The sequence below is a fragment of the Bradyrhizobium sp. AZCC 2176 genome (assembly GCF_036924645.1).
GTDB lineage: Bacteria > Pseudomonadota > Alphaproteobacteria > Rhizobiales > Xanthobacteraceae > Bradyrhizobium.
Genome location: NZ_JAZHRX010000001.1, coordinates 3,729,993 through 3,755,433, shown reverse-complemented (window position 1 = coordinate 3,755,433; position 25,441 = coordinate 3,729,993). Strand labels below are relative to the sequence as shown.

The following is a 25,441-nucleotide window of genomic DNA, read 5'->3' as shown; positions in this document are numbered from 1 at the left end:
TGACCAACGCCGGGGCGTCAGCAAGCACCTTTGGCATGGGGAAAAGGCATGTCCCCATGCCGCCGGGACAGGGCGCGCACCCGCGATCCGCTGAGGGCCCTTACTCGGATCGCCGCATTTGGGATAGGCTTGCTGCCAACGGGGGGCACTCGATATGAAACTTCTTCTTCGCCGGAATTTCCTCAAACTTGCCGGCGCACTCATCGCTACGCCCGCCTTGCCGCGCCTTTCATCCGCGCTCGATTATCCGACGCGGCCGACGAAAATCGTCGCCGGCTTCGCCGCCGGCGGCGGCGTCGATATCACCGCGCGTCTGATCGGCCAGTGGCTGGCCGATCATCTCGGGCAGCCCTTCGTCGTCGAGAACCGCACCGGCGCCGGCGGCAATATCGGCACCGAGGCGGTCGTGAACGCGGCGCCCGACGGATATACGCTGCTGCTGGCAACGGTCCCGAATGCGGTGAACGCCTCGCTCTACGAAAAGCTCAGTTTCAATTTCGTCCGCGATATCGCGCCGGTCGCCGGCGTCATTCGCGTGCCGATGGTGGTGCTGGTCCACCCCTCGGTGCCCGCGCAGACGCTGGCCGAATTGATCGCTTACGCCAAAGCCAATCCCGGCAAGGTCAACATGGCCTCTGCGGGGAGCGGCAGCGCGCCGCACATGGCGGGCGAGCTGTTCAAGATGATGACCGGTGTCGACATGGTGCATGTCCCCTATCGCGGCCAGGGCCCGGCGCTGACGGATCTGCTCGGCGGCCAAGTGCAGATCCTGTTTGCGGCCGCGCCCGGCACCGCCGATCACATCAAGACCGGCAAGCTGCGCGCGCTCGCGGTGACCACAGCCGCGCGCATGGCGGAGCTGCCGGAGATTGCGACCGTGGGCGATGTCGTGTCGGGCTATGAAGCGAGCCAGTGGTACGGCTTCGCCGCGCCGAAAAACACGCCGACCGAGATCGTCGACAAGCTCAACAAGGAAATCAACGCAGCCATCGCCGATCCCGGCATGAAGGCAAAGCTTGCCGCGATCGGCGGCGATCCGATGCCAGGCTCACCGGCCGATTTCGGCAGACTGATCGCCGACGAAACCGAGAAATGGGGCAAGGTGGTCCGCACCGGCGGCCTCAAGCCGGAGTAAGGCGGCCGCCTCCAGCTATACCTCGCGAAGGGCACATATAGCGCGCTAAGAAAAAATTAACCATTGTGGCGAGCCGGCCCGATTTCTCCGGCCGTCCGACTCCGCGGCGCTCGAATCCGATTCCGGTTTGTTCTCAAATTAATAGCTGTGACCGCGATCTGCTGTGGACGACACCGCTTTGGCCTGTGGACGGATTCAGGGGTCAGTTGCGCGGATTCCGCAAATCACATCACTTGAGCGTCGGCAGGCCCCGGGATGATAACCGATCGGGGGATTGCAGTCGGCGGCGCCGCATCAGTTCAACGCGTCCCGTTCCTCGCGTGCGTATCAGAAGAATTCAAAAATAAGGTCGAGACGGCATGTCCCTCCTCGAAGGCATTATCGATTCCCGGAACAACCCGCTCGCGGCGGTCGAGGACATTGCCGCCGAAAACAACTGGGCGTTCGAGCGCTCCGGCGAAGACGAAGTCACCATCGTCTCCAAGGGGAACTGGATCGACTACCACCTCTCCTTCACCTGGATGGCGGAGATCGAGGCGCTGCATTTGGCCTCCGCCTTCGACATGAAGATTCCGCCTGCGCGCCGCGCGGAAGTGCAGCGGCTGATCGCGGCGATCAACGAGCAATTATGGGTCGGCCATTTCGACATCTGGACCCACACCGGCATGATCATGTACCGGCAGGCGCTGGTGTTGCCGGGCGGGCTGACCGCTTCGGCCGCGCAATGCGAGGTAATGCTGGCCGGCGCCATCCACGCCTGCGAGCGCTATTATCCGGCGTTCCAGTTCGTGGTCTGGGCAGGAAAGAGCGCGCCGGACGCGATGAGCGCGGCGATGTTCGATACCGAGGGCGAGGCGTAGAGGTTTCCGCCGTCTCCACGAACTCGATGTCGTCCCTGCCTAGTGCGCAATTGCGCACGGGCGCAGGGACCCATACTCCGTGACCTCCGAGGCTCAAGCAAACTGCTTGTAGCTCTTCTCGCGCTTCACTAAAAACGGCTGTGGTTATGGGTCCCTGCGCCCGTGCGCAATCGCGCACTCGGCAGGGACGACAGCAAGCGTATGGTGGCTTCGGTGAGCAACAACAACGCACTTCAAAACCTCCCCGGCATTATCGCACTGGCCGGCGCCGGCAAGATGGGTGGCGCGATGCTGACCGGATGGCTGGCCGGCGGTCTCGACGCCAAGCGCGTCGTGGTGATCGAGCCGCAGCCCTCCCCCGAGATCAGCGCGCTCGCCGCCAACGGCATTCGCCTCAACCCACAGGACGCCGGCACGGCCGATACGCTGGTCGTGGCGGTGAAGCCGCAGATGTTCCGCGAGGCGGGGCCGGCGCTGAAGAAGCTCGTCGGACCGAACACGCTGGTCGTCTCGATCATGGCGGGTACGACAATTGCGGCGCTGGAAGAAGTCTGCGGCGGCATGGTGGTTCGCGCCATGCCGAACACGCCGGCCGCGATCGGCCGCGGCATCACGGTTGCTGCACCAGCAAAGAATGTCAGCGCCGCGCAACGCGCCACGGCCGATGCGCTGTTGCGCGCCACCGGATCGGTCGAATGGGTCGACGACGAAAGCCTGATGGATGCGGTGACCGCCGTGTCCGGCTCCGGCCCGGCCTATGTGTTCCTGCTCGCCGAAGAACTCGCACGCGCCGGCATCGAGGCCGGCCTGCCGGCGGATCTCGCCACCAAGCTCGCGCGCGAAACCGTCGCCGGCTCCGGCGAACTGCTGCATCGGTCGGACCTTGCGTCCGCCACGCTGCGCCAGAACGTCACCTCGCCCGGCGGCACCACGGCGGCTGCGCTGGAAGTGTTGATGGCCCAGGACGGACTGCAGCCGCTGATGATCCGCGCGATCGCCGCGGCAACGAAGCGCTCGAAGGAACTGGCGAAGTAATCGAGAATCCGTAGGGTGGGCAAAGCGCAGCGTGCCCACCATTGCGAGCACGGTGCTGCATGGTGGGCACGACGCTTCGCGTCCTTGCCCACCCTACGGCTCCGAGCAAGCGGTTACTTCGCACCCAGCCGCTTGGTGAAACTCTCGGCATTGACGAGGCCGCGGGCGTGGCGGCCGTCGCCGATCTTGCGCTCGCCTTCAAAAGCCTCGACCTCGAAGCGGATCACGCGGCGCTCTACTGCTGTGACTTCTCCCGTGACACGCACCGTAGCCCCAACCAGCGACGCGCCGAGATGGCGATATCGACCTCAGTCCCAACGGTGATCCAGCCGGGCTGAAGATAGCGCCTGACGGCGTCGCTGGAGGCCATCTCCATTTCCAGGATCATCATCGGGGTCGCATAGACCATCGGCATGCCGGGCACGAAATGCCCAACCGTGCGATCGGCCGGCACGACCAGCGTCCGCTCGGCGCTCATGCCGATTTTGATGAAGTCGCGTGCGTCCATGGATTGCTTTCTTCCCCTCTCCCCTTGTGGGAGAGGGTGGACGCGATGCGAAGCATCGCGGACGGGTGAGGGGTCTGTCTCCGCGGAAAGAACCCCTCATCCGTCGCGGACTTCGTCCGCGCCACCTTCTCCCACAAGGGGAGAAGGAAAAGAGGCCACGTTACTTCTTCGCCGCCGCGCGCTCCACAAAGGTCTTGCCGCCCTTCATCTTGTGGGCCAGCGGCGCTTCGTTGATCTGGATCACCACAGCATCGGCATCGACGCCGAGGTTCTTGACCAGCGCCTGGGTGATGTCGCGCATCATGCCGGCCTTCTGTTCGTCGGTGCGGCCGGCGGCCATGCTCACGGTGATCTCAGGCATTGGTATTGCTCCCTTTGTTCTTGTTCACTCAGATCGTCATTGCCGGGCATAGTAGTCTGCCTGCGCAGACTACGTAAGCTTGTCTGAGCCCGGCAATCCATCATTTTGAAGATGGATACGCGGGTCAAGCCCGCGTATGACGGAATCAATTACCCCACTTCACGTCATGGCGCGCCAAGACTTCGCGCACTTTGGTGACGATCTCGCCCTCGGCGCAGGAAAACTGCGCCGGACGGGTCTCGCGCCATTCCTGATTGGAGGCGATCGCGGCGGCGGCTTTCGCGCCCTCGATCAGGTCCTTGATCTGAATTTCGCCGCGCGCCTTTTCATCCGAACCCTGGATGATGACGCAAGGGCTATTCCGGCGGTCGGCATATTTGAGCTGGTTGCCCATGTTCTTGGGATTGCCGAGATAGAGCTCCGCGCGGATGTTCGCATTGCGCAGCTCTGCGACCATTTTCTGATAATCGGCGACGCGGTCGCGGTCGAACACGGTGACCACGACCGGCCCGAAGTCCGGCCGCGTGTCGAGCTTGCCGAGCATCGTCAGCGCGGCCTGCAGCCGCGACACGCCAATGGAAAATCCCGTCGCCGGCACCGGCTCGCCGCGGAAGCGCGAGACGAGGCCGTCGTAGCGGCCACCGCCGCCGACCGAGCCGAAGCGCACGGGGCGGCCCTTTTCGTCCCTGGTTTCGAGCGTGAGTTCAACCTCGTAGACGGGGCCGGTGTAGTATTCGAGGCCGCGGACGACGGAGGGGTCGATGCTGATGCGGCCATCATCGTAACCTGCCGCTGCAATGAGTTCCTTGATAATTCTCAGTTCCGCCACGCCTTCCTGGCCCAACGCATTTTCTTCGACTACTTCTTCGAAATTCGCGATCGTTACTTCGTTCGATCCCGTCTTGCTTCGTGCTCCGGAGGGATCACCCTTCCAGCCCGTGAAATTTATAACGCGCGAAATTCCGATGCCGTCGAGTCCGGCGCCTTTGGTAAAATCGCCTTTTCCTTCTTCGCCGCCATCCCATCTACCCGTACCAAGTAGCTTTTCGACTTCCTCGACCGGAAACTTGTCCAGCTTATCAATGGCCCGCAACACCGTAAGCCTGCGTGCGGCATTCTCCTCACCGCCAAGTCCAATCGCCTCCAGCACCCCATCGAGCACCTTGCGGTTATTCACCTTCACCACGTAGTTGCCGCGAGGAATACCGAGCGCTTCCATCGTATCCGCCGCCATCATGCACATCTCGGCGTCGGCCGCAGGTGAAGCCGAGCCCACCGTGTCGGCGTCGAACTGCATGAACTGGCGGAAGCGGCCGGGGCCGGGCTTTTCGTTGCGGTAGACGTAGCCGACGCGATAGCTGCGATACGGCTTCGGCAGCGCGTCGAAATTTTCCGCCACGTAACGCGCCAGCGGAGCGGTCAAATCGTAGCGCAGCGAGATCCATTGCTCGTCGTCGTCCTGGAACGAGAACACGCCCTCGTTCGGCCGGTCCTGGTCGGGCAGGAACTTTCCGAGCGCGTCGGTGAACTCCATCGCCGGGGTTTCGACCGGCTCGAATCCGTAGCGCTCGTAGACTTCGCGGATTTTCTCGACCATCTGGCGCGTGGCGGCAATCGCCGCCGGGCCACGATCTTCCAGCCCGCGCGGCAGGCGGGCGCGGAGTTTCTGGGGTTTTTTGGATTTTTGGGTGTTGTCACGCATGCAGCGGTCCTAACAGCGCTCGCCGGACCCGGCAAGCGTGGCTCTTGCCTACTTAGTGCCTGAATTCGTCATGGCCGGGCTTGACCGGCCCTCCACGACTTCCTTGCCGCCAAGACGTGCATGCCCGGGACAAGCCCGGGCATGACGGAGAATTGCGATCGGGGTCAGCGGTTCCTACGCCGCCGCGGCCTTGCCCTTGGGCTGCACTTCGGCGGTGTAGTCCGCCATCAACTGCTCGGAGATTTTGCCGGGCGTGAACTTCCAATTCGCAATTTCGGACACCGGCGTCAGTTCGGCCGCCGTGCCGGTGATGAAGCACTCGGAGAAGTCATCGAGTTCCTCCGGCATGATGCGGCGCTCGATCACCTCGATGCCGCGCCGCCTGGCGAGGTCGATGGCGGTGGCGCGGGTGATGCCGGCGAGAAAACAGTCGGCTATCGGCGTGTGGATCTTGCCGTCCTTGATGAAGAAGATGTTGGCGCCCGTGCACTCGGCGACCCGCCCCTGCCAGTCCAGCATCATGGCGTCGGCATAGCCTGCGCGCTCGGCCTTATGCTTGGAGATGGTGCAGATCATGTAGAGGCCGGACGCCTTCGCCATCGCCGGGCTGGTCACCGGATCCGGCCGTCGGTATTCGGCCATGCCGATCCGGATGCCCTTCAGCTTCTCGACCGGATCGAAATAGCTCGGCCAGTTCCAGGCGGCGATGGCGAGATGGATGGTGTTGGTCGGCGCCGAGACACCCATCATCTCCGAACCGCGCCAGGCGATCGGGCGCAGATAAGCATCCGGCAAATTGTTCCTGTCGATCACGAGCTGCTTGGCGGCATCGATCTCGGCGACCGACCAGGGAATCTCGAAATCGAGAATATTGGCCGAGTTCTTCAGCCGTTCGGAATGCGCCGTGCTCTTGAAGACCCTGCCGCCATAGGCACGCTCGCCCTCGAACACGCAGCTCGCGTAGTGCAGGCCATGGGTGAGAATGTGCACGCTGGCATCGGCCCACGGCACCAGCTTCCCATCGTACCAGATGACGCCATCGATCTTGTCGAACGAAACTCCCATGGTCTCTCTCCCGGATGGACACTGCTTCAATTGGCCGCGCATCAGCCCTCGCGCGGCTCAACGAGCCGCGCGCACCCAGCGCTCAAGCGATCTATCTACGGAAGCGGCGGGATAATTCCGCCGCCGGTCACAGGACCTTTCTGATCCAATCGTGCGGGTCGGCCGCCCGACCGTACTGGATGTCGACCAGCTTCTTGCGCAGGCCCATGGCGACGGGGCCGGCCGCGCCGCCAGAGATCTGAAAATCGCCGCTCGCCGAACACACCTTGCCGATCGGTGAGATGACGGCCGCCGTACCGCAGGCGAACGCCTCTTTCAGCTTTCCGCTGGCGGCATCCGCGCGCCACTGATCGATCGTATAGAGCTCCTCGCGCACGGGCGTGCCGGCATCCTTGGCGAGCGCGATGATCGAATCGCGGGTGATGCCCGGCAGGATGGTGCCGAGCGGCGGCGTCGAGAGCGAACCGTCGTCGAACACGAAGAAGACGTTCATGCCGCCGAGTTCCTCGATGTAGCGGCGCTCGACCGCATCGAGGAAAACGACCTGATCGCAGCCGTGCTCGATGGCCTCGGCCTGCGCGCGCAGGCTCGCGGCGTAATTGCCGCCGCATTTGACGGCGCCGGTGCCGCCGATCGCGGCGCGCGTGTAATTCTCCGACACCCAGATCGACACCGGCGCAGGTCCGCCCTTGAAATAGGAGCCGACGGGCGAGGCGATAACGGCGAAGATGTATTCCGCCGACGGCTTCACGCCGAGGAAGACCTCGCTCGCGATCATGAAGGGCCGCAAATAGAGACTGCCCTCGCCGCCCGGAATCCAGGCGCTGTCGATCCGCACGAGCTGCTCGACCGCTTCGATGAACACGTCCTCGGGCAGCGGCGCCATGGCCATGCGCTCAGCCGAACTTCTAAAGCGCCTTGCATTGGCATCGGGGCGGAACAGGTTCACGCCGTTGTCGCGCTTGTAGGCCTTGAGGCCTTCGAAAATCTCCTGCGCGTAGTGCAGGACGGCTGCGGCCGGGTCGAGCGGGAAATTCGCGCGGGATTCGACCCGCGCGCCATGCCAGCCCTTCGCCTGGTTGTAGCGAACGATCGCCATGTGATCGGTGAAAATCCGGCCGAAGCCCGGGTCGGCGAGCTTTGCCGTGCGCTCCTGCTCGGGCGTCGGATTCGCCGCAGGGTGGATTTCGAATTTCAAACTCATTCCCTTGCTTCCTGCCCTTGCTTCCTGCCCTGGCTTCCCGCTGCCGGTATCGGCGCGATTCCCGGGGCCGGCCCGTCCTGACCTGCTGGCTCAAAAGGTCTGGACTTCACCACCACCAGCCTTGCGGCCGGCTTCCATCGCCGTCATGTCGGTTGACGACATGCTTTTGCGGGATGCCGAAGTCCAGTATGTTTGCCGAAATGCCGCTCGACAATCGCACGGTAATTCATTTGCGACCGTTGCCGCCATCGCTGGCTTTTTCCGGCTGCCTGACACGTCGCCAAGTTCGAAACGACTTAAAGTTTCGTCGTGGCCGGCAGTTTTGTAACATTGAACCCAAGATATGTCAACATGACTGACATAAATTTCTCAAAGTCTCCGGCATCCCTCGATTCGCAGGGGGCCGAGGGCGCTTCACCCGCACGGGCCGGCGAAATGCGCTGGGACATTATCGAACTGTTGTTCTTCGCCTATCGCGATTTCGTGGGCGATGCCGACCATGAACTCGAGGCGTTCGGGTTCGGCCGCGCCCATCACCGCGTGATGCATTTTGTCTACCGCTATCCCGGCCTCAAGGTCGCCGACCTCCTGGACGTCTTGCGGATCACCAAGCAGTCGCTCGGCCGGGTGCTCAAGCAGTTGCTCGATGAGGGCTACATCATCCAGAAGACCGGCAACAACGACCGCCGGCAGCGCCTTCTTTACGCCACCCCCAAGGGCGAAGCCTTGGTGGCAAAGCTCGCAGGACTGCAGACCGATCGCATCACCCGCGCGCTCCGGGAGATCAATCCGGAAGGCGTCGCTGCTATCAGCCAGTTCCTGCGCGCGATGATCGATCGCGACGACCCCGACAAGGTGTTGGCGGCGATCTTCGGGACCGGTAGCAAGAAGCCAAGGGAGTGACCGTGGCGCAAGGAGCAACTATCGCTGCAGCCACCGCGCGCGCGTCGCGGCAACTGGCCGACGACGCCCCGCATCTGCTGCTGGTCGACGACGACCGCCGTATCCGCGATCTGCTGTCGCGGTTTCTGTCCGGCGAGGGTTATCGCGTCACCACCGCCTCAAGCGCGAACGACGCGCGCGCAAAGCTGCTCGGTCTGCATTTCGATCTCCTGATCCTCGACGTCATGATGCCCGGCGAAACCGGCTTCGATCTGGCCCGGTTCATTCGCACCTCGTCCTCGGTGCCGATCATCATGCTGACGGCGCGCCATGAAGCGGAGGCGCGGATCGAGGGCCTGCAGATCGGCGCCGACGACTATGTCGCAAAACCGTTCGAGCCACGCGAGCTGGTCTTGCGAATCGGCAATATCCTCAAACGCTCCGCGCCGCCGCCGGTGGAAGCGCTGGAGCAGATCGCGTTCGGCCCTTACGTTTTTCATCTCGATCGCGGCGAACTGCGCCAGGGCGAGGAGATCATTCACCTGACCGATCGCGAGCGCGAAATGCTGCGCATTCTGTCCGCCAGCCCCGGCGAGACCGTGCCGCGCGCGGCGCTGACCGGCGGCGGTACGGTGAACGAGCGCGCGGTCGACGTGCAGATCAACCGCCTGCGGCGCAAGATCGAACGCGATCCCGCCAATCCGCTGTTCCTGCAGGCGGTGCGCGGCATCGGCTATCGCCTGGTCGCGTCGCCCTGAGCCAACGCATGAGTACGCTCGACACCGGCCTGACGTTCATCCGCAATGCGTCGCAACGCGTCTCCAGGGCCAATGGCTGGATGGGCAACGCGTTCAAGGGCTGGATGCCGACCGGCCTCTACGCCCGCGCGCTGCTGATCATGATCGTGCCGATGGTGATCCTGCAAACGGTCGTGGCGTTCGTGTTCATGGAGCGGCACTGGAACACGGTGACGCGGCGCCTGTCGGCCGCCGTGGTGCAGGACATCGCCAGCCTGATCGACGTCTACAAGTTCTATCCGCAGGACAAGGAACGCGCGCAATTGCGCCGCGTCGGGCAGCGGCTGCAGCTCGTGGTGGATTTTCTCCCCATCGGCGACATGCCGCAGCCCGGGCCAAAACCGTTCTTCTCGCTGCTCGACCAGACGCTGTCGGCGCAGATCGGCCGCCAGATCCGCCGCCCGTTCTGGATCGATACTGTCGGCAAGTCCAATCTGGTTGAAATCCGCATTCAGCTCGACGATGCGGTGATGCGTGTGTTCGCGCAGCGCAGCGCCGCCTACGCCTCGAATTCGGAGATCTTCATCTTCTGGATGCTGGGCACCTCCTCGATCCTCTTGATCGTCGCAGTGTTGTTCCTGCGCAACCAGATCAGGCCGATCCTGCGGCTGGCGGACGCCGCCGAAAGTTTCGGCAAGGGCCGCGAGGTGCCGAACTTCCGCCCGCGCGGCGCGCGGGAGGTGCGGCGCGCTGCGCAGGCGTTCCTGGAAATGAAGGCCCGCATCGAGCGCGCGATCGAGCAGCGCACCGCGATGCTGGCCGGCGTCAGCCACGATCTGCGCACCATCCTGACCCGCTTCAAGCTCGAACTCGCCCTGATCGGCGACAGCCCCGAAGTCGACGGCATGCGCAAGGATGTGGACGAAATGTCCGGCATGCTGGAGGCCTATCTCGCCTTTGCGCGCGGCGACAGCGGCGAGATCGCGCAGCCGACCGACATGGCGAAGGCGCTGGAGGAATTGCGCAGCGACGCCGAGCGCAACGGCCATATCGCGACGGTGACGTTCCACGGCCTGCCCGTGGTGACGGTGAAGCCGGCCTCGTTCAAGCGCTGCATCGCCAACCTCGTCTCGAACGCGGCGCGCCACGCCAACACCGTCGCCATCATCGGTCACCGCGATCACCGCTATCTGACGGTGACCGTCGACGACGACGGGCCGGGCATTCCCGCCAACATGCGCGAGGAAGTATTCAAGCCGTTCCTGCGGCTTGACGATGCCCGCAACCAGGACGAAGGCGGCACTGGCTTAGGGCTGGCCATCGCCCGCGATATCGCCCGCTCGCATGGCGGCGACATCACCCTCGGCGACAGCCCGATGGGCGGCCTGCGCGCGGCGGTAAGGGTGCCGGTGTAGGCAAGATAGACGGGGCGTAGTCGTCCCTGCGAACGCAGGAATCCATAACCACAGGGCTTGGTTGTTGAACAAAGCCGTTGAACAGCGGCCCTCAAAAATTAGGGCACGTCGTATGGGTCCCTGCGTTCGCAGAGACGACAATTCACCGCGACAAATTCTGCGGCCTCCGTTACTTCCCCGGCTGTTTCGGCATCATGGACTTCAGCTTTTCCATGTCCTTGATGTTCATCTTCATGCCGCCGGGCATCATGGTGTCGCCGGGCTTCTGATCGCTCTTGCAGGCGCCAAGCCATTTGGCCTCGATCGTCGTGGTGTTGTCGCGCCCCCCACCGGCCGGACCACCCTCGCTGCGTGAGGTCGATTTCACGGTGTAGGCGGAATTGAAGTCGCCGGTGATCTCGGCATGCGACTTGATCGTCATGCCGGCGATGCCGCAGACGGAATCGGTGACATAGCCCGCCGCCGTCTTCTGGATATCCTGCTTCGAGCACATCTCCTTGGCCATCGGCGAGAACGCGGTGCTCATGTCCTTGTCGGTGGCCTCGTCGGTGCATTGCTGCATCGTCATCTCAGGCGCCGGCGCGCCTGTGCTCAGCACCTTCATCTCCCACAGGCCGGCCTTGCGCACCGGCAGCTCCACGGCGACCGCGCCGTTTACCGGCAGGAGAGCAAATAGACCAACGGCTGAACAAGACACAAGAAGCAGTCGTCTCATGCGTGTGCCCCCAGAATTCTTCCACGATAGTGCGCGCACGCGAAGTGAACGCTTCGCGTGGCAAAAACATGTCCGGCTGAAAATCCAGGTAGCGGTCGCGCTCAGTAAAGCGTGCGCAGCGGCCGTTCAGCGGCGCCATAGGGCACCCAGCGGCAGGCAAAGGAAACGTAGCCGCCGTAATTGGGCTGCACGCCAAGGAATTTCACCACCTTGCCATAGCGGGCGCAGTGATCGACGGCGAGCTGACGGGCATCGGCCTGCATCGCCAGCGGATAGGCGATGATGCCGCCGGTGTCATTGCCCTTGAACGGCGGCACCGTGTCGATGTCCCACCACTGCGCCTGCGCCGGCGCCGCCGCCAGCATTCCGCCCATGGCAATCAGGCACGCGGCCACAATTCTTCGCATCGCAGACTCCATTTCGCTCGGAGCCCACCATAGTGTGCGCCGGCCGCCGTGAAAAGAATGGTTGCAGCACGAGGCGGACTTGGCCGTCAGGTGTTGCCGCGCTGCACTTGACCTCGTCAGGGCTTCGCGGCACCGTCTCGCGTGTTGGCTTACCGGCGGATTCCCCATGCGCAACCTATTCACCTCCATGAGAGCACTCGGCCCCAGAGCACTCGGCTCCCGAGCACTCGGCTCCCGAGCACTCGGCTCCAGAGTACTTGGCGCGATGGCGGCGGCGCTCGCCCTGCTGGCCGCCAGCCCTGCCGCCCAGGCCGCCAACCCGTTGGAGCTGAATTTCGGGCTGTTCGGCCCGAAGTATGACGGCCGCGTTGCCGAATGCGAGCGGGCGCTGGCGACGATCGCATATCAATTCCAGGAAAAGGAAGGCAAGTTCTGGAATTCGGTGCTGACGATTACCGCTTTCGGCCGGATCCACGAGACCGCGTTCCGGCCATGGCAGTCCGACAATATTCCGCGCCGCTACTGCAGCGGTGACGTGATGCTGAGCGACGGCAAGATGCGCACCGTGCACTACTCGATCATCGAGGATGGCGGCTTTGCCGGCTTCGGCCAGGGCGTCGAATGGTGCGTGACCGGGCTTGACCGCAACTGGGCCTACAGCCCCGGCTGCCGGGCCGCCAAGCCCTGATTCGCCCAATTCGCGCCGATTAAACGGCCCCCGGGGCTGGCGTCCGAGATAAATTTAATTTTGTTCTTGAAATGTTCCGGTTCCCTGCTAGGCTCCCGGTAGTCGAGTAGAGGGGCTTTCGATGTACCGATCCGTCACCATTTCGCGGCTGCTGATTTCGCTGGCGCTTGTTATCGTTTCCGTCGGGATGGCGTCCGCGCAGGACCGCCGGCAGAACGCCCCTGGCGAATTCGATTTTTACGTCCTTGCCCTTTCCTGGTCGCCCTCGTTCTGCGAGGCGGCGGCCGAGCGCGGCAATAGCGGGCGCTCACAGGCCCAGTGCGAACGGCCCTATTCCTTCGTGGTCCACGGCCTGTGGCCGCAATATGAGCGCGGTTTTCCCGAATATTGCCAGCGCCCCTCGCCGCGGCTCGATCGCAACATCATGACTTCGATGCTGGACCTGATGCCGGCGCCCGGCCTGATCTTCAACGAGTGGGACAAGCACGGCACCTGTTCGGGCCTTGGCGCGCGAGCCTATTTCGAGAGCGTCCGCAAGGCGCGCGCGGCGGTGAAGATCCCCGAGGAATTCCTGCAATTGTCGGAGCAGAAGACCATCGCTCCGGGCGATCTCGAAGAGGCCTTCATCAAGATTAATCCGGGCCTGAGCAGTTCGGCGATTTCGGTGACCTGCTCGAGCCGGCGGCTGAGCGAGGTGCGGGTCTGCCTGAGCAAGGACATGCAATTCCGCGCCTGCGACGAAATCGACCGCCGCGCCTGCCGGCGTGACGAGGTGGTGATGCCGCCGGTGCGGGGCGGCTGAAGACAGACCCTCTTTGCTCCGCCATGCCAAGGCATGGCGATCAGCCCTGCGCAGACTGCCCAGCGTTGTCTGCGTTCCCGGTCATCCACGGCTTTATTGTCGTCTGCAAGGTACGTGGATGGCCGGGACCCCCTAGGCCAAAGCTGCGTCGGGCCTTCAGCGCTGCTGCGGGGGGCGTTTGCGAAGCGGGACAAGCCCGGCCGTGACGCGTAGAAGACGCTAGGTCTTCTCCAATGGGTCAGCCGACTGCCATGAATTACCGACACGCCTTTCACGCCGGCGGCTTTGCCGATGTCATCAAGCACATCGTGCTGGTGCGCATGCTGACCTATCTGCAGGAAAAGCCGGCCCCGTTTCGCGTCATCGACACCCATGCCGGTGCCGGACGTTACGATCTCACCGGCGAGGAGGCGCGCCGTGGCGGCGAATGGCTGACCGGCATCGCGCGGGTGCTGCAGGCGCGGTTTTCGGAAAATACGCTGCCGCTGGTGACCCCCTATCTCGATATCATCAGGGCATTCAACGCGCCGGGCAAGCTTGAGGCCTATCCCGGATCGCCCCTGATCGCCCGCGCGCTGCTGCGGCCGCAGGACCGTCTCACGGCCTGCGAAATCGAGTCTGGCGCACGCAGGCAATTGATCGATGCGCTGCGCCGCGACAGCCAGGCGCGGGTGGTCGATCTCGACGGCTGGACGGCGTTGCCGGCCTTCGTTCCCCCCAATGAGCGGCGCGGCCTGGTGCTGATCGATCCCTCGTTCGAGCAAAAGGACGAATTCGAGCGGCTGGCGGACGGATTCGCCGAAGCCTACGCGAAGTGGCCGACCGGCAGCTATCTGATCTGGTATCCGGTGAAGAGCCGGCGCGCCACCGACACGCTGGCGCGCCTCGTCGCGGGCGCTGCCGCCACCAGCAAGCCGGCCGGGAAATGTCTGCGGCTCGAATTTTCCGTTGCGCCGCAGGCGCCGGGCGGCCCCCTCGCCTCCACCGGGCTCCTGATCGTCAATCCGCCGTGGACGCTGGCAGGTGAATTGAAGACGATTCTGCCCGAACTCGAAAAACCGCTCGGCCAGGGCGGGGCCGGCCGGTTCAGGCTGGAGACGCCGAAGCCTTGAGGGGTGCGGCGCGGCCGGTGAAAAGTGCGAATCGCCGTAGGCAATTTGCGCGAAACCGTATTATGCTCAGGCCGTTGGGACTGGCTTTACGTTCCGCTTCCGCGAATGGTTGCGGCGGAGTGATCAAGGCCTAATAAAATCCAGGTCGGTCGGTGGCGTGAACCCGGTCGGCTCAGGTGGCCAAGCTTCCGGCAGCGAATGTCCGGTCGGCTGATACGCGAGGTGCGCGTAGCGGCAGAGCAATACGGGGGAGGAGTTTCCCGATGGCCATGACTGGAACAGTCAAGTTCTTCAATGGAGAACGCGGCTACGGCTTCATCAAGCCCGATGATGGCGGCCGCGATGTGTTCGTGCACATCACCGCCGTCGAGCGGGCCGGATTGAAGGATCTGACAGAAGGACAGCGCATTACGTTCGAGGTCGAACCGGACAAGAAGGGCAAAGGCCCCAAGGCGGTCAACCTGGTGATTTCATCGTGAGCTGAAGCCCGCGATCGAAGCGGGCTGGATTCCTGCTGCGAAGATTGTGCTGGGCACGGCGTCGCCGCCCAGAGCGTTGAGGCGCGCGGCGCCCGCGCGTAACCCCGGCCTGAGGGCAAAAAAATCCCGGCGACTTACTGCCGCCGGGAGGTGGTAGCCGACAGTTTCTTTGTTCTCAGAAGCGATAGTTCAAGCCGGCCCGTATCAGACCAAACCGGTAGCCGTTCGACGCGCCTGTAATGACGAAGTTGCTGTTGGCCAGATCGACATAGAGATATTCGATCTTGGCGCTCCAGTTCGGGGCGAAGCCCATCTCGGCGCCGGCGCCGAGCGTCCAGCCCGCATTGGTATGGGACTCCGACACGCCGAAGGTGGTGGCGCGCAATTCGCCGAAGGCAAGACCGCCCGTGCCGAAGAACAGGATGTTGTTGATCGCAAAACCGGCGCGGCCGCGAACCGTGCCGAACCAGGGATTGGAAAATTTCCACGGCGCAAAGGTTTCTTCGGCGCCGGTCGCCTGGAGGTCGCCTTCGAGACCGAACACCCAGGCGCCGTTCTGCCAGTTGTAGCCGGCCTGGACACCACCCACGAAACCGGACGGCTTGGTCGGATTGTTGGCGACCGAACCCCAGGCATAGCCGAGGTTGCCGCCGAGATAGGGGCCGGCCCAGCTATAGGCGTTGAGCGGCTGGTTGACGGTATAGGGTGCGCGCGATCCGTAGAGATCGGCCGCCCGCGCCGACATGGTCCAGCCTGCCGCGATCAACGCGACTGCGCCCAACACAACCCTGCTCATCACGCAACTCCACGCAACGGCCGCGACCACGCCGGGCGAGACACCGGTTTGGTTACGGAACTCCAGCTTTTTTCCAGTAAGATTTATCGAGAGTTTTAAGTTAAAGCGTTGTTAAGCCGGGTTACCGCCCGCTCATCGTTCTTAATGGAGCGTTACCGGCGCCTTCCCGGCCAAGAGCGCCGCGAGCGCTGGCGATGCTGGCCTGCAGCGCTTAAATTTGGGCCCATGGATCACGATTCTACCGACCAACCGCAGCCCCCGCGCAAGGCGCGACGGGGTTCCCAGCCGGAGCTACCGCCGCAGGACCTGATCGCCGCCGACGACGTCGATCCCGCGACCTCAGCCGCCGACGAGGACGACGAGGCGCGCCTGCCGGAAGTCCCTGAGGAGCCCGCCGAGGCGATTGCCGAAGGCCCGCTGTCGGTCGGCCATGCCGCGATCGAAAACGCGGTGCGGCTGGCACCGACATCTCCCGGCGTCTACCGCATGCTCAATGCCGCGAGCGACGTGCTCTATGTCGGCAAGGCGAAGAACGTCCGCAAGCGGCTGTCGTCCTACGCCCGCGTCAACGCGCCCCTGCCCGCCCGCATCCTGCGGATGATCGCGGCGACCGTGACGGTCGAGATCGTCTCCACCACGACCGAGACCGAAGCGCTGCTGCTGGAAGCCAACCTGATCAAGCAGCTCAGGCCGCGCTTCAACGTGCAACTGCGCGACGACAAGTCGTTTCCCTATATCCTGATCACTGGCGACCATTGGGCGCCGCAGATCCTCAAACATCGCGGCGCGCAAACCAGGCCCGGACGATATTTCGGGCCGTTCGCTTCCGCCGGCGCCGTCAACCGCACCATTACGGCACTGCAGCGCGCCTTTCTGATCCGCTCCTGCACCGACGGCTTTTTCGAAAGTCGCACCCGGCCGTGCCTGCTGTACCAGATCCGCCGCTGCTCGGGCCCCTGCACCCGCGAGATCGACTTTCCCGGCTATTCCGAACTGGTGCGCGAAGCGAACGATTTCCTGTCCGGCCGCAGCCACGCCGTGAAGGAGTTGCTCGCCGGCGAGATGGAGAAGGCGTCCAACGAGCTGGAATTCGAGACCGCAGCGCTCTACCGCGACCGCCTCGCCGCGCTGTCGGCGATCCAGTCGCAGCAGGGCATCAATCCGCGCACCGTGGAAGAAGCCGACGTGTTCGCGATCCATCAGGAGGGCGGCTATTCCTGCGTGGAGGTGTTCTTCTTCCGCACCGGCCAGAACTGGGGCAACCGCGCCTACTTCCCGCGCGCTGAAAAATCCTTCACGCCGGAGGAGGTGCTGGCCTCGTTCCTCGCGCAATTCTACGACGACAAGCCGCCACCGAAACTCATCCTGCTGTCGCATGAGATCGAGGAATCAGCACTGCTTGCCGACGCGCTTTGCGTGAAGGCCGGCTACAAAGTCGAAGTCTCGGTGCCGAAGCGCGGCGAGAAAAAGGAATTAGTCACGCATGCGCTGACCAACGCGCGCGAGGCGCTTGGCCGCAAGCTTGCCGATACGGCGACGCAGAGCAGGCTGCTGGAAGGGATGGCGACCACGCTCGCACTGCCGCAGGTGCCGAAGCGCATCGAGGTCTACGACAACAGCCACATCCAGGGTACCAACGCCGTCGGCGCGATGATCGTGGCGGGACCGGATGGGTTTATCAAAAACCAGTACCGCAAGTTCAACATCAAGTCCGAGGGACTGACGCCCGGCGACGACTACGCGATGATGCGCGAGGTGCTGGAACGGCGCTTCAAGCGGCTCCTGAAACCGCCGGAGGACGACGCCGTCAAGGCGAAGGCCGACGATGATTCGTTTCCGCAATGGCCCGACCTCGTCATCATCGACGGCGGTCGCGGCCAGCTCAACGCCGTCAGGGAGATTTTCGAGGGTCTGGGACTTACCCAGGTGTCGCTCATGGCCGTGGCCAAAGGCCCGGACCGCGATGCCGGGCGCGAAACCCTGTTCATGCCGGACCGCGAAGCCATCAAGCTCGAACCGCGCGACCCCGTGCTGTATTTCATCCAGCGGCTGCGCGACGAGGCGCATCGCTTCGTGATCGGCTCGCACCGCAAATTGCGGAAAAAGGACATCAGGGAAGCCGGACTGCAGGAGATCCCGGGCATCGGGCCGTCACGCAAACGTGCCTTGCTGCATCACTTCGGAACGCTGAAGGAGATCGAGCGGGCCTCGATCGCGGACCTCGGCAAGGTTCCAGGCGTTAGCGCCGAAAGCGCGCGCAAGATTTTCGAGTTTTTCCATGCGCAGCCGGGTTAAGGGGACTTCGAGTCGAAAGGCGCGTGTCATTTGGATGTCGCCTGCGACAGATGATCTAGGTCCGCACGGTTGACCTTCACGCTCCAGCGGTATTGGTAAGACGGATGAACATCGCAACAACCAGGGGACAGGCCAAAACCCTGTCCCTGCCGAATATCCTGACCTACGCCCGCATTGCCGCCATTCCGGTAGTGGTCGGCTGCGTTTTCGCCCAGTCCATCCTGGACGGCCCGCTCTGGCTGCGCTGGGTAGCCCTGGCCGTCTTTATCGCTGCCGCGGTGACCGACTACCTCGATGGTTACTATGCGCGAATCTGGGATCAGCAATCTGCCTTCGGCCGGATGCTCGATCCGATCGCCGACAAGCTCCTGGTGGCGTCCTGCCTCCTGATGCTGGCAGCGGATAGCAGCATCCATGGCTGGACGTTGTGGGCTGCCATCGTGATCCTGTGCCGCGAAATCCTGGTCTCCGGCTTAAGGGAATATCTGGCGGCGCTGCGGGTCAGTGTGCCCGTGACCAAGCTCGCGAAATGGAAGACCACCATCCAATTGGTCGCGATCGGCTTCCTGATCGCCGGCGAGGCGGGTGAGCAGATTCTGCCCCAGACCACCCTGATCGGAATCGGCCTGCTGTGGATGTCGGCGATCTTCACGATTTACACCGGCTGGGATTATTTCCGCGCCGGCATCCATCACCTCATCAAGGAGGATGAGGGATGAAGGTGAAATATTTCGCCTGGGTACGTGAGCGGGTCGGCATCGCGGAGGAAACAGTCGAGCCGCCGGCCGATGTGCGCACCGTGAACGATTTGATCGGCTGGCTCTCCAGCCGCGGCGAGGCCTATGCCTACGCCTTCGAAAAGCCGAAGGTGATCCGCGCCGCCATCGACCACGCCCATGTCAAGCCGGACGCGGTGATATCAGGCGCGCGCGAGATTGCATTCTTTCCGCCGATGACCGGCGGCTAACCCTATCCATGTCCGTCACCGCGACCATCCGTATCCAGCAAGCCGACTTCGACGCCGCGCAGGAAATCGCGGCGCTGACCAAGGGCCGCACCGACATCGGCGCCGTCGTCTCGTTCAGCGGCATCTGCCGCGGCAGCGAGAACGGCGAGCCGATCGCCGCGCTGACGCTCGAGCATTATCCAGGGATGGCCGAGGCCGAGATCGGGCGCCACGCCGACGAGGCGCTGTCGCGCTGGCCGTTGCAGGGCCTCACCATCGTTCACCGGTTCGGCCGCATCGCGCCGGGCGAGAACATCGTGCTGGTGGTGACGGCGTCGCCGCATCGCCAGGCAGCCTTCGAAGCGGCGGAATTTCTGATGGACTACCTCAAGACCAACGCGCCGTTCTGGAAGCGCGAGGAAAGCGAAAAAGGCCCGAGTTGGGTCGAGGCGCGCGACGATGATGATGCCGCCGCCGCGCGCTGGACCAAACCCTGATGGCCAAACGCGCAAAACCCGCGCCGAAGCGCGGTGCCACCCCGTCGAAACTCCCCAAGGTCGCTGCAGGCGAATTGCAGACGCTGCTGGATTTTGTCCGCTACGCCGTCAGCCGCTTCGTTGAAGCCGATCTGGTATTCGCGCACGGTACCACCGATCCGCTTGCGGAAGCCGCCTTCCTGGTCTGCGAAGCGTTGCATCTGCACCCTGACCAGTTCGAGGCCTTCGCCACCGCGCGCGTCACGACAGCCGAAGGCAACAAGATCCTCGATCTGATCGCGCGGCGCGTCACGACGCGAAAACCCACCGCCTACCTCGTCAACAAGATCTACATGCGCGGCTTGCCGTTCTATGTCGACGAGCGCACCATCGTGCCGCGCTCGTTCATCGGCGAATTGCTGGAGCAGCATTTCGGCGGCGACGGCGACGCGGAGGCCGGCTCGCTGATCTCGGACGCAGGCGCGGTCGAAAGCGTGCTCGACCTTTGCACCGGCTCGGGCTGCCTTGCCATTCTGGCCAGCCGGAATTTTCCGAATGCCGAAATCGACGCGGTGGATATTTCAAAGGATGCGCTCGAAGTCGCCGCGCGCAATGTCCGGGATTACGGTCTGGAGGATCGCCTCACGCTGTACCGCGGCGATCTGTTCAAGCCGCTGGGCGGCAAACGTTACGACCTCATCATTTCCAATCCGCCCTATGTGGACGCACAGGGCATGGCCGATCTGCCGCGCGAATGCCGCGCCGAGCCGAAACTCGCCTTCGACGGCGGCGCGGACGGGATCGACATCGTCCGCCGCATCGTGGACGAGGCAGAAGCGCACCTGACGCCGCAGGGCGGGCTGTTATGCGAGATCGGCCGCTGCCGCCCGCAACTCGAGGCCGCCTATCCACAACTGCCGCTGCTCTGGCTCGATACCGAGGATTCCGAGGGCGAAGTATTCTGGATCGCTGCCGCCGATCTTTGATCCGGCATATTGCGCGGAAATATCACGGCGTGCCGGCGTTCCCGTTCAGGGACGAAACTGATAGTTTGGCAATAGCCCATCGCCCCAAACAGAAAAGAGGCCGCCCATGCTGGACAAGCGCCCCCGTCCCAACTCCGTCAACGTGCCGAACGACCTCGCCGCGCATTGGATGCCGTTCACCGCGAACCGGGCGTTCAAGAAGAACCCGCGGCTGCTCGCCGGCGCCAAGGACATGCATTATTTCACCGTCGACGGCCGCAAGATCATCGACGGCGCCTCGGGCATGTGGTGCACCAATGCCGGCCATGGCCGCACCCAGATTTCGTCGGCGATCGCCAAGCAGGCCGAGGCGCTGGACTATGCGCCGCCGTTCCAGTTCGGCATCCCGCAGGCCTTCGAACTTGCGAGCCGCATCGCGGAGCTGGCGCCCACAGGCCTCGACCACGTGTTCTTCTGCAACTCCGGCTCGGAGGCGGCCGATACCGCGCTCAAGATCGCGCTCGCCTATCACCAGATCAACGGCCAGGGCAGCCGCATCCGCCTGATCGGCCGCGAACGCGGCTATCACGGCGTCGGCTTCGGCGGCACTTCCGTCGGCGGCATCGTCGGCAACCGGAAGCTGTTCGGTTCGCTCCTGACGGGCGTCGATCATCTGCCGGCGACCTATGACCGCGAGAAGCAGGCCTTCAGCAAGGGCGAACCGGACTATGGCGCGCATTTCGCCGATGAGCTCGAACGCATCGTCAACCTGCACGGCGCCAACACCGTCGCTGCCGTGATGGTCGAGCCGATGGCGGGATCGACCGGCGTGCTGCCGGCGCCGAAGGGCTATCTCCAGCGGCTGCGCGAGATCACCCAGAAGCACGGCATCCTCCTGATCTTCGACGAGGTCATCACCGGCTATGGCCGGCTCGGCTTCGCCTTTGCCGCCGAGCGCTATGGCGTGGTGCCGGACATGCTGACCTTCGCCAAGGGCATCACCAATGGCGCTGCGCCGCTGGGCGGCGTGCTGGTGCGCGACACCATCCATGACGCTTTCATGAGCGGCCCGGAATACGCCGTGGAACTGGCCCACGGCTACACCTACTCGGCCCATCCGTTGGCCTGCGCGGCGGGTCTTGCCACCCTCGACATCTATCGCGACGAAAAGCTGTTCGAGCGCGCCAACAAGCTCGAGCCGAAATTCGCCGACGCCGTGATGTCGCTGCGCAAGGAAGCCGGCGTCGTCGATATCCGCACCGTCGGCCTGACCGCCGGTATCGATCTCGCGCCGGTCGCCGAGGCACCGGGCAAGCGCGGCTTCGCCGGGCTCAACAGCGCCTTCCACGACCATGATCTGATGCTGCGGGTTGCCGGCGACACGCTGGTGCTGACCCCGCCTTTGATCATCACCGAAGACCAGATCGGCGAGATCATCGAAAAGGTCGCCAAGGTGATCCGCGCGACGGCCTGAGCCGCCGCAGGAACATTCAAAACCAAGCGGCGTTCATTCTCCGGCGGAACCGATCGTGTCCCCGCCGGAGGAGGTATTGCAGAGATGCTCGCGCCTTCGAGCGACCTGCTGCGCGCCGGGATCGGACTGAAGCTCAACCAGATCAAGCTGGCGACGCGATCGTACCTGCGCGACCGGACGAACCAGGCGAGCGGGACCATCACGTCCTATGCTATCGCCGCCGGGCTGCTCGGCGCAGCCGGCGTCTTCCTCATTGCCGCCTGCCTCGTCGGCGCCATTGCGCTGTTTCGCTGGATCGAAATCCAGTACGGACAGTTCTGGGCGTTCGGCGCCATTGGCGCGTTGCTGCTCGTGATCGCCGCGATCTGCGCCGGGCTGGCCGCGGCCAGACTGAGACGGCCATCGCCGAATTTTCCCTCGCTCACCAGCCGCCTTCGCGTGGCGATCAAGGCCAATCCGCTTCAGCCGGACCAGCTTGAAGCCGCACGCGACACCGCCGCGTCGGTCTTGTTGGCGCCGTCGGCGCGTCCAGTCGGCGATCGTCGCAGGCGGCGATCCCGGACGGAGCACGACAACAGGAAGATGCAGGCCGGCCTGATCCTGATGGCGACCCTGCTGGGCTGGGCGGCAACGCGACGGCGGTGGCACGCGCGACGAACGGACATCTGATGCGCCGCGCGCGATCCGGCCCCGACAACAATCTGCGCTTGATCGCGGCGACCGCCATTCTCGTCCTGGCCGCGCAGCATTTTTTTCAGCCCGGAGCAAAAGCACGTTCTTCCGAAAAATTGGTCGCACAACCCGGCCCGCCCGCGCGCGAACAGGCTCAGGAACCGGGTGCCCGAACGGGGGGCCCGCCTGCGATCAATTGGATTGCAATTCCCTGGACGGCCTGGAAACGCATCCTGTGGCGCGTTTATGAACGCGCGAACGACGACCGTTTGCTCGCCACCGCGGCCGGCGTGGTGTTCTTCGGACTGCTCGCGATATTTCCGGCCATAACGGCGCTGGTCTCGTCCTACGGACTGTTCGCCGACCCCAGAACCATCGGCGCCAATCTGCAAACGCTGGCGCTGATGCTGCCCGAAGGTTCGTTCCAGATCGTGCAGGACCAGATCGCCCGCGTGCTCGCCAAGGGCAACGCCGCGCTCGGCGGGACGTTTCTGTTTGGCCTCGCCCTTGCGCTGTGGAGCGCCAACGCCGGTGTCAAAGCGATCATCGACGCGCTCAATGTCGTCTACGAAGTGCGGGAAACTCGCAACTTTCTGAAACTAAACCTGCTTTCGCTCGCCTTCACGACCGGCGGGATCGTGGCCCTGCTGCTGATGGTCGGCGCAGTCGTGGTGTTTCCGCTGCTGTTCAGTCATCTCGGCCTGCCGTCCGGGAGTGGGCTTATCCTCGGCCTGGCGCGTTGGCCGTTGCTGTTGGCTGTCCTGCTCGTGGCGCTGAGCCTGCTCTATCGGTTTGGACCCAACCGGCCCGCGGCGCGGTGGGAGTGGCTGGGTGCGGGGACGCTGGCCGCGGCGCTGCTCTGGATCGCCGGCTCGGCCGCGCTGTCCTGGTATCTCTCCAATTTCGGCAACTACAACGCGACCTACGGCTCGCTTGGCGCCGCGATTGGCCTGATGATGTGGATGTGGATATCGGCAACGATCGTGCTGTTCGGGGCAGAGCTGAACTCGGAGATCGAGCGCCATGCGACCGCGGACATCCGGGGCGCCAAGCCGGCGGGTAGCAGCCGGGCGTGATCGCCGGCACGCCAATTCCGACCGAGCGCAAAGAACACTAGCTCCGCGAATCAACATTGATGCTAAGGTTGTTACGCTTGGGGAAGCGCAAACCGGAACATGCCTGAAACTTCCGTGTTTTCCCGGGTGAACACAGTTCCGACCTGAGGGCGTAGCGCGCGACATGATTCGCATTTCGACGATTTTCATCGCCATCTGCATGGTGCTGGTTGCAGCCTCCCTCGGCCTCGTCCTGCATGCGGTGGCCGGCTTCAACGGCACCGAATCCGCGATCGTGGCGCTCACCGCGCTGACCTTCCTGATCCTCTACAACGCCGTGTCGATGCGGCTGCGCGACCGCTCCGACGTCGGCGGCCAGATCGCCGATCTTTCCCGCGGCACCGCCGACCTCGCCCGCCAGGTCGCCGAATTCGGCCGCCGTCTCGCTGCCGTCGAGGGCCGGGTGGTGTCGGCGAACTCGGCAAGCTCCGACCGGATCCAGGCCGTCCTCGGCGAGATCAACGAGCTCGGCGGGCTGGTCAAGCAACTGGCCGTCTCGGTGGCCAGCCACGAGGACTTGCTGGCCCAGGGCGCGGCGGCCGCGCCCCCCGCCCCGGCAAACAGGCATGATTCCGAACCGCAGGTAGAGCCGGTGATCGCCCCCGAGCCGGCGGCGCCTGCCGTCAGGCCCGCGCCGGTTGCCGCTGCAAAGCCGGCGCAGACCTTGATTGCCGCGGAAGCCGCCGCGCCCGCACGCAATCAGCAACTGCTCGCCGCGGTGAAAAGCGCCGTCGAGGAAAACCGGCTCGACATCTACCTGCAGCCGATGGTGACGCTGCCGCAGCGCAAGGTGCGCTTTTACGAGGCGGTGACGCGGCTGCGCGACGACAAGGATCAGATACTGGCCGCCGACGATTTCATCCCCACCGCGGAAGCCGGCGGGCTGATTGGCAAGATCGATCACATGGTGATGCTGCGCTGTATCCAGGTGTTGCGCCGCCTGATGGTGCGCAACAAGGACGTCGGCGTGTTCTGCAACGTCTCGGCGGCGACGCTCGGCAATTCCGTCAATTTTGCGCAATGCCTCGACTTCCTCGAGGCCAATCGGGCGCTGGCGCCGTCCTTCGTGCTCGAATTCAAGCAGGCGGCGTTCCGCCACCTCGGCCCGACCGAAATCGAGAATCTCGCCGCACTGTCGCAGCGCGGTTACCGCTTCTCGATCGATCACGTCACCGACTTGCGGATCGAGCCGCGCGACCTCGCCGACCGCGGCGTCCGTTTCATCAAGGTGCCGGCGGCTTTGTTGCTCGATCCCAAGCAAAGCTCGACTTCCGACATCCACCCTTCCGATCTTTCCGACCTGCTCGGCCGCTTCGGCATCGACCTGATCGCCGAAAAGATCGAGGGCGAGCGCGCGGTGGTGGACCTGCTCGACTATGACGTGCGGTTTGGACAAGGCTTCCTGTTTGCGCCGCCGCGGCCGTTGCGGCCCGAGGGGGCATCTGCTACCGGCGGGGCGACAGCGAACAAGGAATCCGGCACTCCCAATGGCTCCAGCAACACCGTTCCCATCGCCGGCCCGGCCGCAGAGCCCGCGATGCGGTCAACCGGCAATGCCGCGCTGGCGCGACGCGCCGCCGGACCGGGCTAACAGG

The 25,441-nt window shown here is 64.1% G+C and carries 26 protein-coding genes and 1 pseudogene; 19 read left to right on the top strand and 8 right to left on the bottom strand.

The window, feature by feature from the left end; genetic code table 11:
* Nucleotides 1–154 precede the first annotated feature (154 nt).
* From V1288_RS17500 to proC, 3 genes are all read left to right on the top strand, one after another.
* Nucleotides 155–1,135: a Bug family tripartite tricarboxylate transporter substrate binding protein gene (locus V1288_RS17500; protein WP_334358210.1), complete on the top strand. Its 981-nt coding sequence runs from the start codon at nucleotides 155–157 to the stop codon at nucleotides 1,133–1,135.
* Nucleotides 1,136–1,494: 359 nt separating this feature from the next.
* Nucleotides 1,495–1,995, top strand: a complete 501-nt coding sequence (locus tag V1288_RS17495; protein WP_334358209.1) for a YbjN domain-containing protein — start codon at nucleotides 1,495–1,497, stop codon at nucleotides 1,993–1,995.
* A 201-nt stretch (nucleotides 1,996–2,196) separates the two neighbouring features.
* A complete protein-coding gene (gene proC / locus V1288_RS17490; protein WP_334361337.1) occupies nucleotides 2,197–3,030 on the top strand; it encodes a pyrroline-5-carboxylate reductase in 834 nt (277 codons plus the stop codon).
* A 113-nt stretch (nucleotides 3,031–3,143) separates the two neighbouring features.
* Here proC and V1288_RS17485 read toward each other — a convergent pair.
* The 5 genes and pseudogenes from V1288_RS17485 to V1288_RS17465 all read right to left on the bottom strand — a co-directional run bounded on the left by V1288_RS17485 (nucleotide 3,144) and on the right by V1288_RS17465 (nucleotide 7,870).
* Nucleotides 3,144–3,538 (bottom strand): annotated as a pseudogene (locus tag V1288_RS17485) (thioesterase family protein).
* A gap of 160 nt (nucleotides 3,539–3,698) precedes the next feature.
* Nucleotides 3,699–3,899, bottom strand: coding sequence for a tautomerase family protein (locus V1288_RS17480; protein WP_334358208.1), 201 nt, complete (start codon nucleotides 3,897–3,899; stop codon nucleotides 3,699–3,701).
* Nucleotides 3,900–4,044: 145 nt separating this feature from the next.
* Nucleotides 4,045–5,496 carry a histidine--tRNA ligase gene (hisS, locus tag V1288_RS17475; protein WP_442894031.1) on the bottom strand — a complete coding sequence of 484 codons (1,452 nt, stop codon included), beginning with the start codon at nucleotides 5,494–5,496 and terminating at the stop codon, nucleotides 4,045–4,047.
* A 279-nt stretch (nucleotides 5,497–5,775) separates the two neighbouring features.
* Nucleotides 5,776–6,666 (bottom strand): branched-chain amino acid aminotransferase, encoded by an 891-nt coding sequence (locus V1288_RS17470; RefSeq protein WP_334358206.1) that lies wholly within the window; start codon nucleotides 6,664–6,666, stop codon nucleotides 5,776–5,778.
* A 127-nt stretch (nucleotides 6,667–6,793) separates the two neighbouring features.
* Entirely contained in the window at nucleotides 6,794–7,870 is a 1,077-nt protein-coding gene (locus V1288_RS17465; RefSeq protein ID WP_334358205.1) for a branched-chain amino acid aminotransferase, read from the bottom strand.
* 351 nt (nucleotides 7,871–8,221) lie between these two features.
* Between V1288_RS17465 and V1288_RS17460 the strand changes: the two genes are divergently transcribed.
* From V1288_RS17460 to V1288_RS17450, 3 genes are read left to right on the top strand one after another with little or no spacing between them, the layout of a single operon-like run.
* The gene (locus V1288_RS17460; protein WP_334358204.1) at nucleotides 8,222–8,773 is read left to right on the top strand and encodes a MarR family winged helix-turn-helix transcriptional regulator; all 552 of its coding nucleotides are present in this window, start codon (nucleotides 8,222–8,224) and stop codon (nucleotides 8,771–8,773) included.
* A gap of 2 nt (nucleotides 8,774–8,775) precedes the next feature.
* Complete coding sequence (locus tag V1288_RS17455; protein ID WP_334358203.1) at nucleotides 8,776–9,510, top strand: response regulator transcription factor; 735 nt, start codon at nucleotides 8,776–8,778, stop codon at nucleotides 9,508–9,510.
* Nucleotides 9,511–9,518: 8 nt separating this feature from the next.
* The gene (locus tag V1288_RS17450) at nucleotides 9,519–10,904 is read left to right on the top strand and encodes an ATP-binding protein (protein WP_334358202.1); all 1,386 of its coding nucleotides are present in this window, start codon (nucleotides 9,519–9,521) and stop codon (nucleotides 10,902–10,904) included.
* Between the two features lie 169 nt (nucleotides 10,905–11,073).
* Here the strand turns inward: V1288_RS17450 and V1288_RS17445 are convergent, their stop codons facing one another.
* Nucleotides 11,074–11,619: a DUF3617 domain-containing protein gene (locus V1288_RS17445; protein ID WP_334358201.1), complete on the bottom strand. Its 546-nt coding sequence runs from the start codon at nucleotides 11,617–11,619 to the stop codon at nucleotides 11,074–11,076.
* Between the two features lie 101 nt (nucleotides 11,620–11,720).
* Entirely contained in the window at nucleotides 11,721–12,026 is a 306-nt protein-coding gene (locus V1288_RS17440; protein ID WP_334358200.1) for a hypothetical protein, read from the bottom strand.
* 265 nt (nucleotides 12,027–12,291) lie between these two features.
* On the opposite strand from V1288_RS17440, the gene V1288_RS17435 reads away from it, so the two are divergent.
* The 4 genes from V1288_RS17435 (at nucleotide 12,292) to V1288_RS17420 (ending at nucleotide 15,107) form a co-directional block, all read left to right on the top strand.
* Entirely contained in the window at nucleotides 12,292–12,714 is a 423-nt protein-coding gene (locus V1288_RS17435) for a hypothetical protein (RefSeq protein WP_334361336.1), read from the top strand.
* A gap of 187 nt (nucleotides 12,715–12,901) precedes the next feature.
* On the top strand, nucleotides 12,902–13,516 hold the full coding sequence (locus V1288_RS17430; RefSeq protein ID WP_442894030.1) for a ribonuclease T2 family protein: 615 nt from the start codon (nucleotides 12,902–12,904) through the stop codon (nucleotides 13,514–13,516).
* 251 nt (nucleotides 13,517–13,767) lie between these two features.
* Nucleotides 13,768–14,628: a 23S rRNA (adenine(2030)-N(6))-methyltransferase RlmJ gene (locus V1288_RS17425; RefSeq protein WP_334358198.1), complete on the top strand. Its 861-nt coding sequence runs from the start codon at nucleotides 13,768–13,770 to the stop codon at nucleotides 14,626–14,628.
* Nucleotides 14,629–14,891: 263 nt separating this feature from the next.
* Nucleotides 14,892–15,107 carry a cold-shock protein gene (locus V1288_RS17420; RefSeq protein WP_028350729.1) on the top strand — a complete coding sequence of 72 codons (216 nt, stop codon included), beginning with the start codon at nucleotides 14,892–14,894 and terminating at the stop codon, nucleotides 15,105–15,107.
* 175 nt (nucleotides 15,108–15,282) lie between these two features.
* Here the strand turns inward: V1288_RS17420 and V1288_RS17415 are convergent, their stop codons facing one another.
* Nucleotides 15,283–15,903: an outer membrane protein gene (locus tag V1288_RS17415; RefSeq protein WP_334358197.1), complete on the bottom strand. Its 621-nt coding sequence runs from the start codon at nucleotides 15,901–15,903 to the stop codon at nucleotides 15,283–15,285.
* 225 nt (nucleotides 15,904–16,128) lie between these two features.
* On the opposite strand from V1288_RS17415, the gene uvrC reads away from it, so the two are divergent.
* The 9 genes from uvrC to V1288_RS17370 all read left to right on the top strand — a co-directional run bounded on the left by uvrC (nucleotide 16,129) and on the right by V1288_RS17370 (nucleotide 25,437).
* Entirely contained in the window at nucleotides 16,129–18,198 is a 2,070-nt protein-coding gene (gene uvrC, locus V1288_RS17410; RefSeq protein WP_334358196.1) for an excinuclease ABC subunit UvrC, read from the top strand.
* Between the two features lie 104 nt (nucleotides 18,199–18,302).
* Nucleotides 18,303–18,917: a CDP-diacylglycerol--glycerol-3-phosphate 3-phosphatidyltransferase gene (gene pgsA, locus V1288_RS17405; RefSeq protein WP_334358195.1), complete on the top strand. Its 615-nt coding sequence runs from the start codon at nucleotides 18,303–18,305 to the stop codon at nucleotides 18,915–18,917.
* Nucleotides 18,914–19,165: a molybdopterin converting factor subunit 1 gene (gene moaD, locus V1288_RS17400; RefSeq protein ID WP_334358194.1), complete on the top strand. Its 252-nt coding sequence runs from the start codon at nucleotides 18,914–18,916 to the stop codon at nucleotides 19,163–19,165. The genes pgsA and moaD overlap by 4 nt, the downstream gene beginning before the upstream one ends.
* Before the next feature lie 8 nt (nucleotides 19,166–19,173).
* Nucleotides 19,174–19,641 (top strand): molybdenum cofactor biosynthesis protein MoaE, encoded by a 468-nt coding sequence (locus V1288_RS17395; protein ID WP_334358193.1) that lies wholly within the window; start codon nucleotides 19,174–19,176, stop codon nucleotides 19,639–19,641.
* Nucleotides 19,641–20,606 carry a 50S ribosomal protein L3 N(5)-glutamine methyltransferase gene (gene prmB / locus V1288_RS17390; protein WP_334358192.1) on the top strand — a complete coding sequence of 322 codons (966 nt, stop codon included), beginning with the start codon at nucleotides 19,641–19,643 and terminating at the stop codon, nucleotides 20,604–20,606. The genes V1288_RS17395 and prmB overlap by 1 nt, the downstream gene beginning before the upstream one ends.
* 106 nt (nucleotides 20,607–20,712) lie before the next feature.
* Nucleotides 20,713–22,059 (top strand): aspartate aminotransferase family protein, encoded by a 1,347-nt coding sequence (locus tag V1288_RS17385; RefSeq protein WP_334358191.1) that lies wholly within the window; start codon nucleotides 20,713–20,715, stop codon nucleotides 22,057–22,059.
* 84 nt (nucleotides 22,060–22,143) lie between these two features.
* Nucleotides 22,144–22,728, top strand: a complete 585-nt coding sequence (locus tag V1288_RS17380) for a phage holin family protein (RefSeq protein WP_334358190.1) — start codon at nucleotides 22,144–22,146, stop codon at nucleotides 22,726–22,728.
* Nucleotides 22,728–23,807, top strand: a complete 1,080-nt coding sequence (locus tag V1288_RS17375; protein ID WP_334358189.1) for a YihY/virulence factor BrkB family protein — start codon at nucleotides 22,728–22,730, stop codon at nucleotides 23,805–23,807. The genes V1288_RS17380 and V1288_RS17375 overlap by 1 nt, the downstream gene beginning before the upstream one ends.
* A gap of 163 nt (nucleotides 23,808–23,970) precedes the next feature.
* Nucleotides 23,971–25,437: an EAL domain-containing protein gene (locus V1288_RS17370; protein WP_334358188.1), complete on the top strand. Its 1,467-nt coding sequence runs from the start codon at nucleotides 23,971–23,973 to the stop codon at nucleotides 25,435–25,437.
* Nucleotides 25,438–25,441 lie beyond the last annotated feature (4 nt).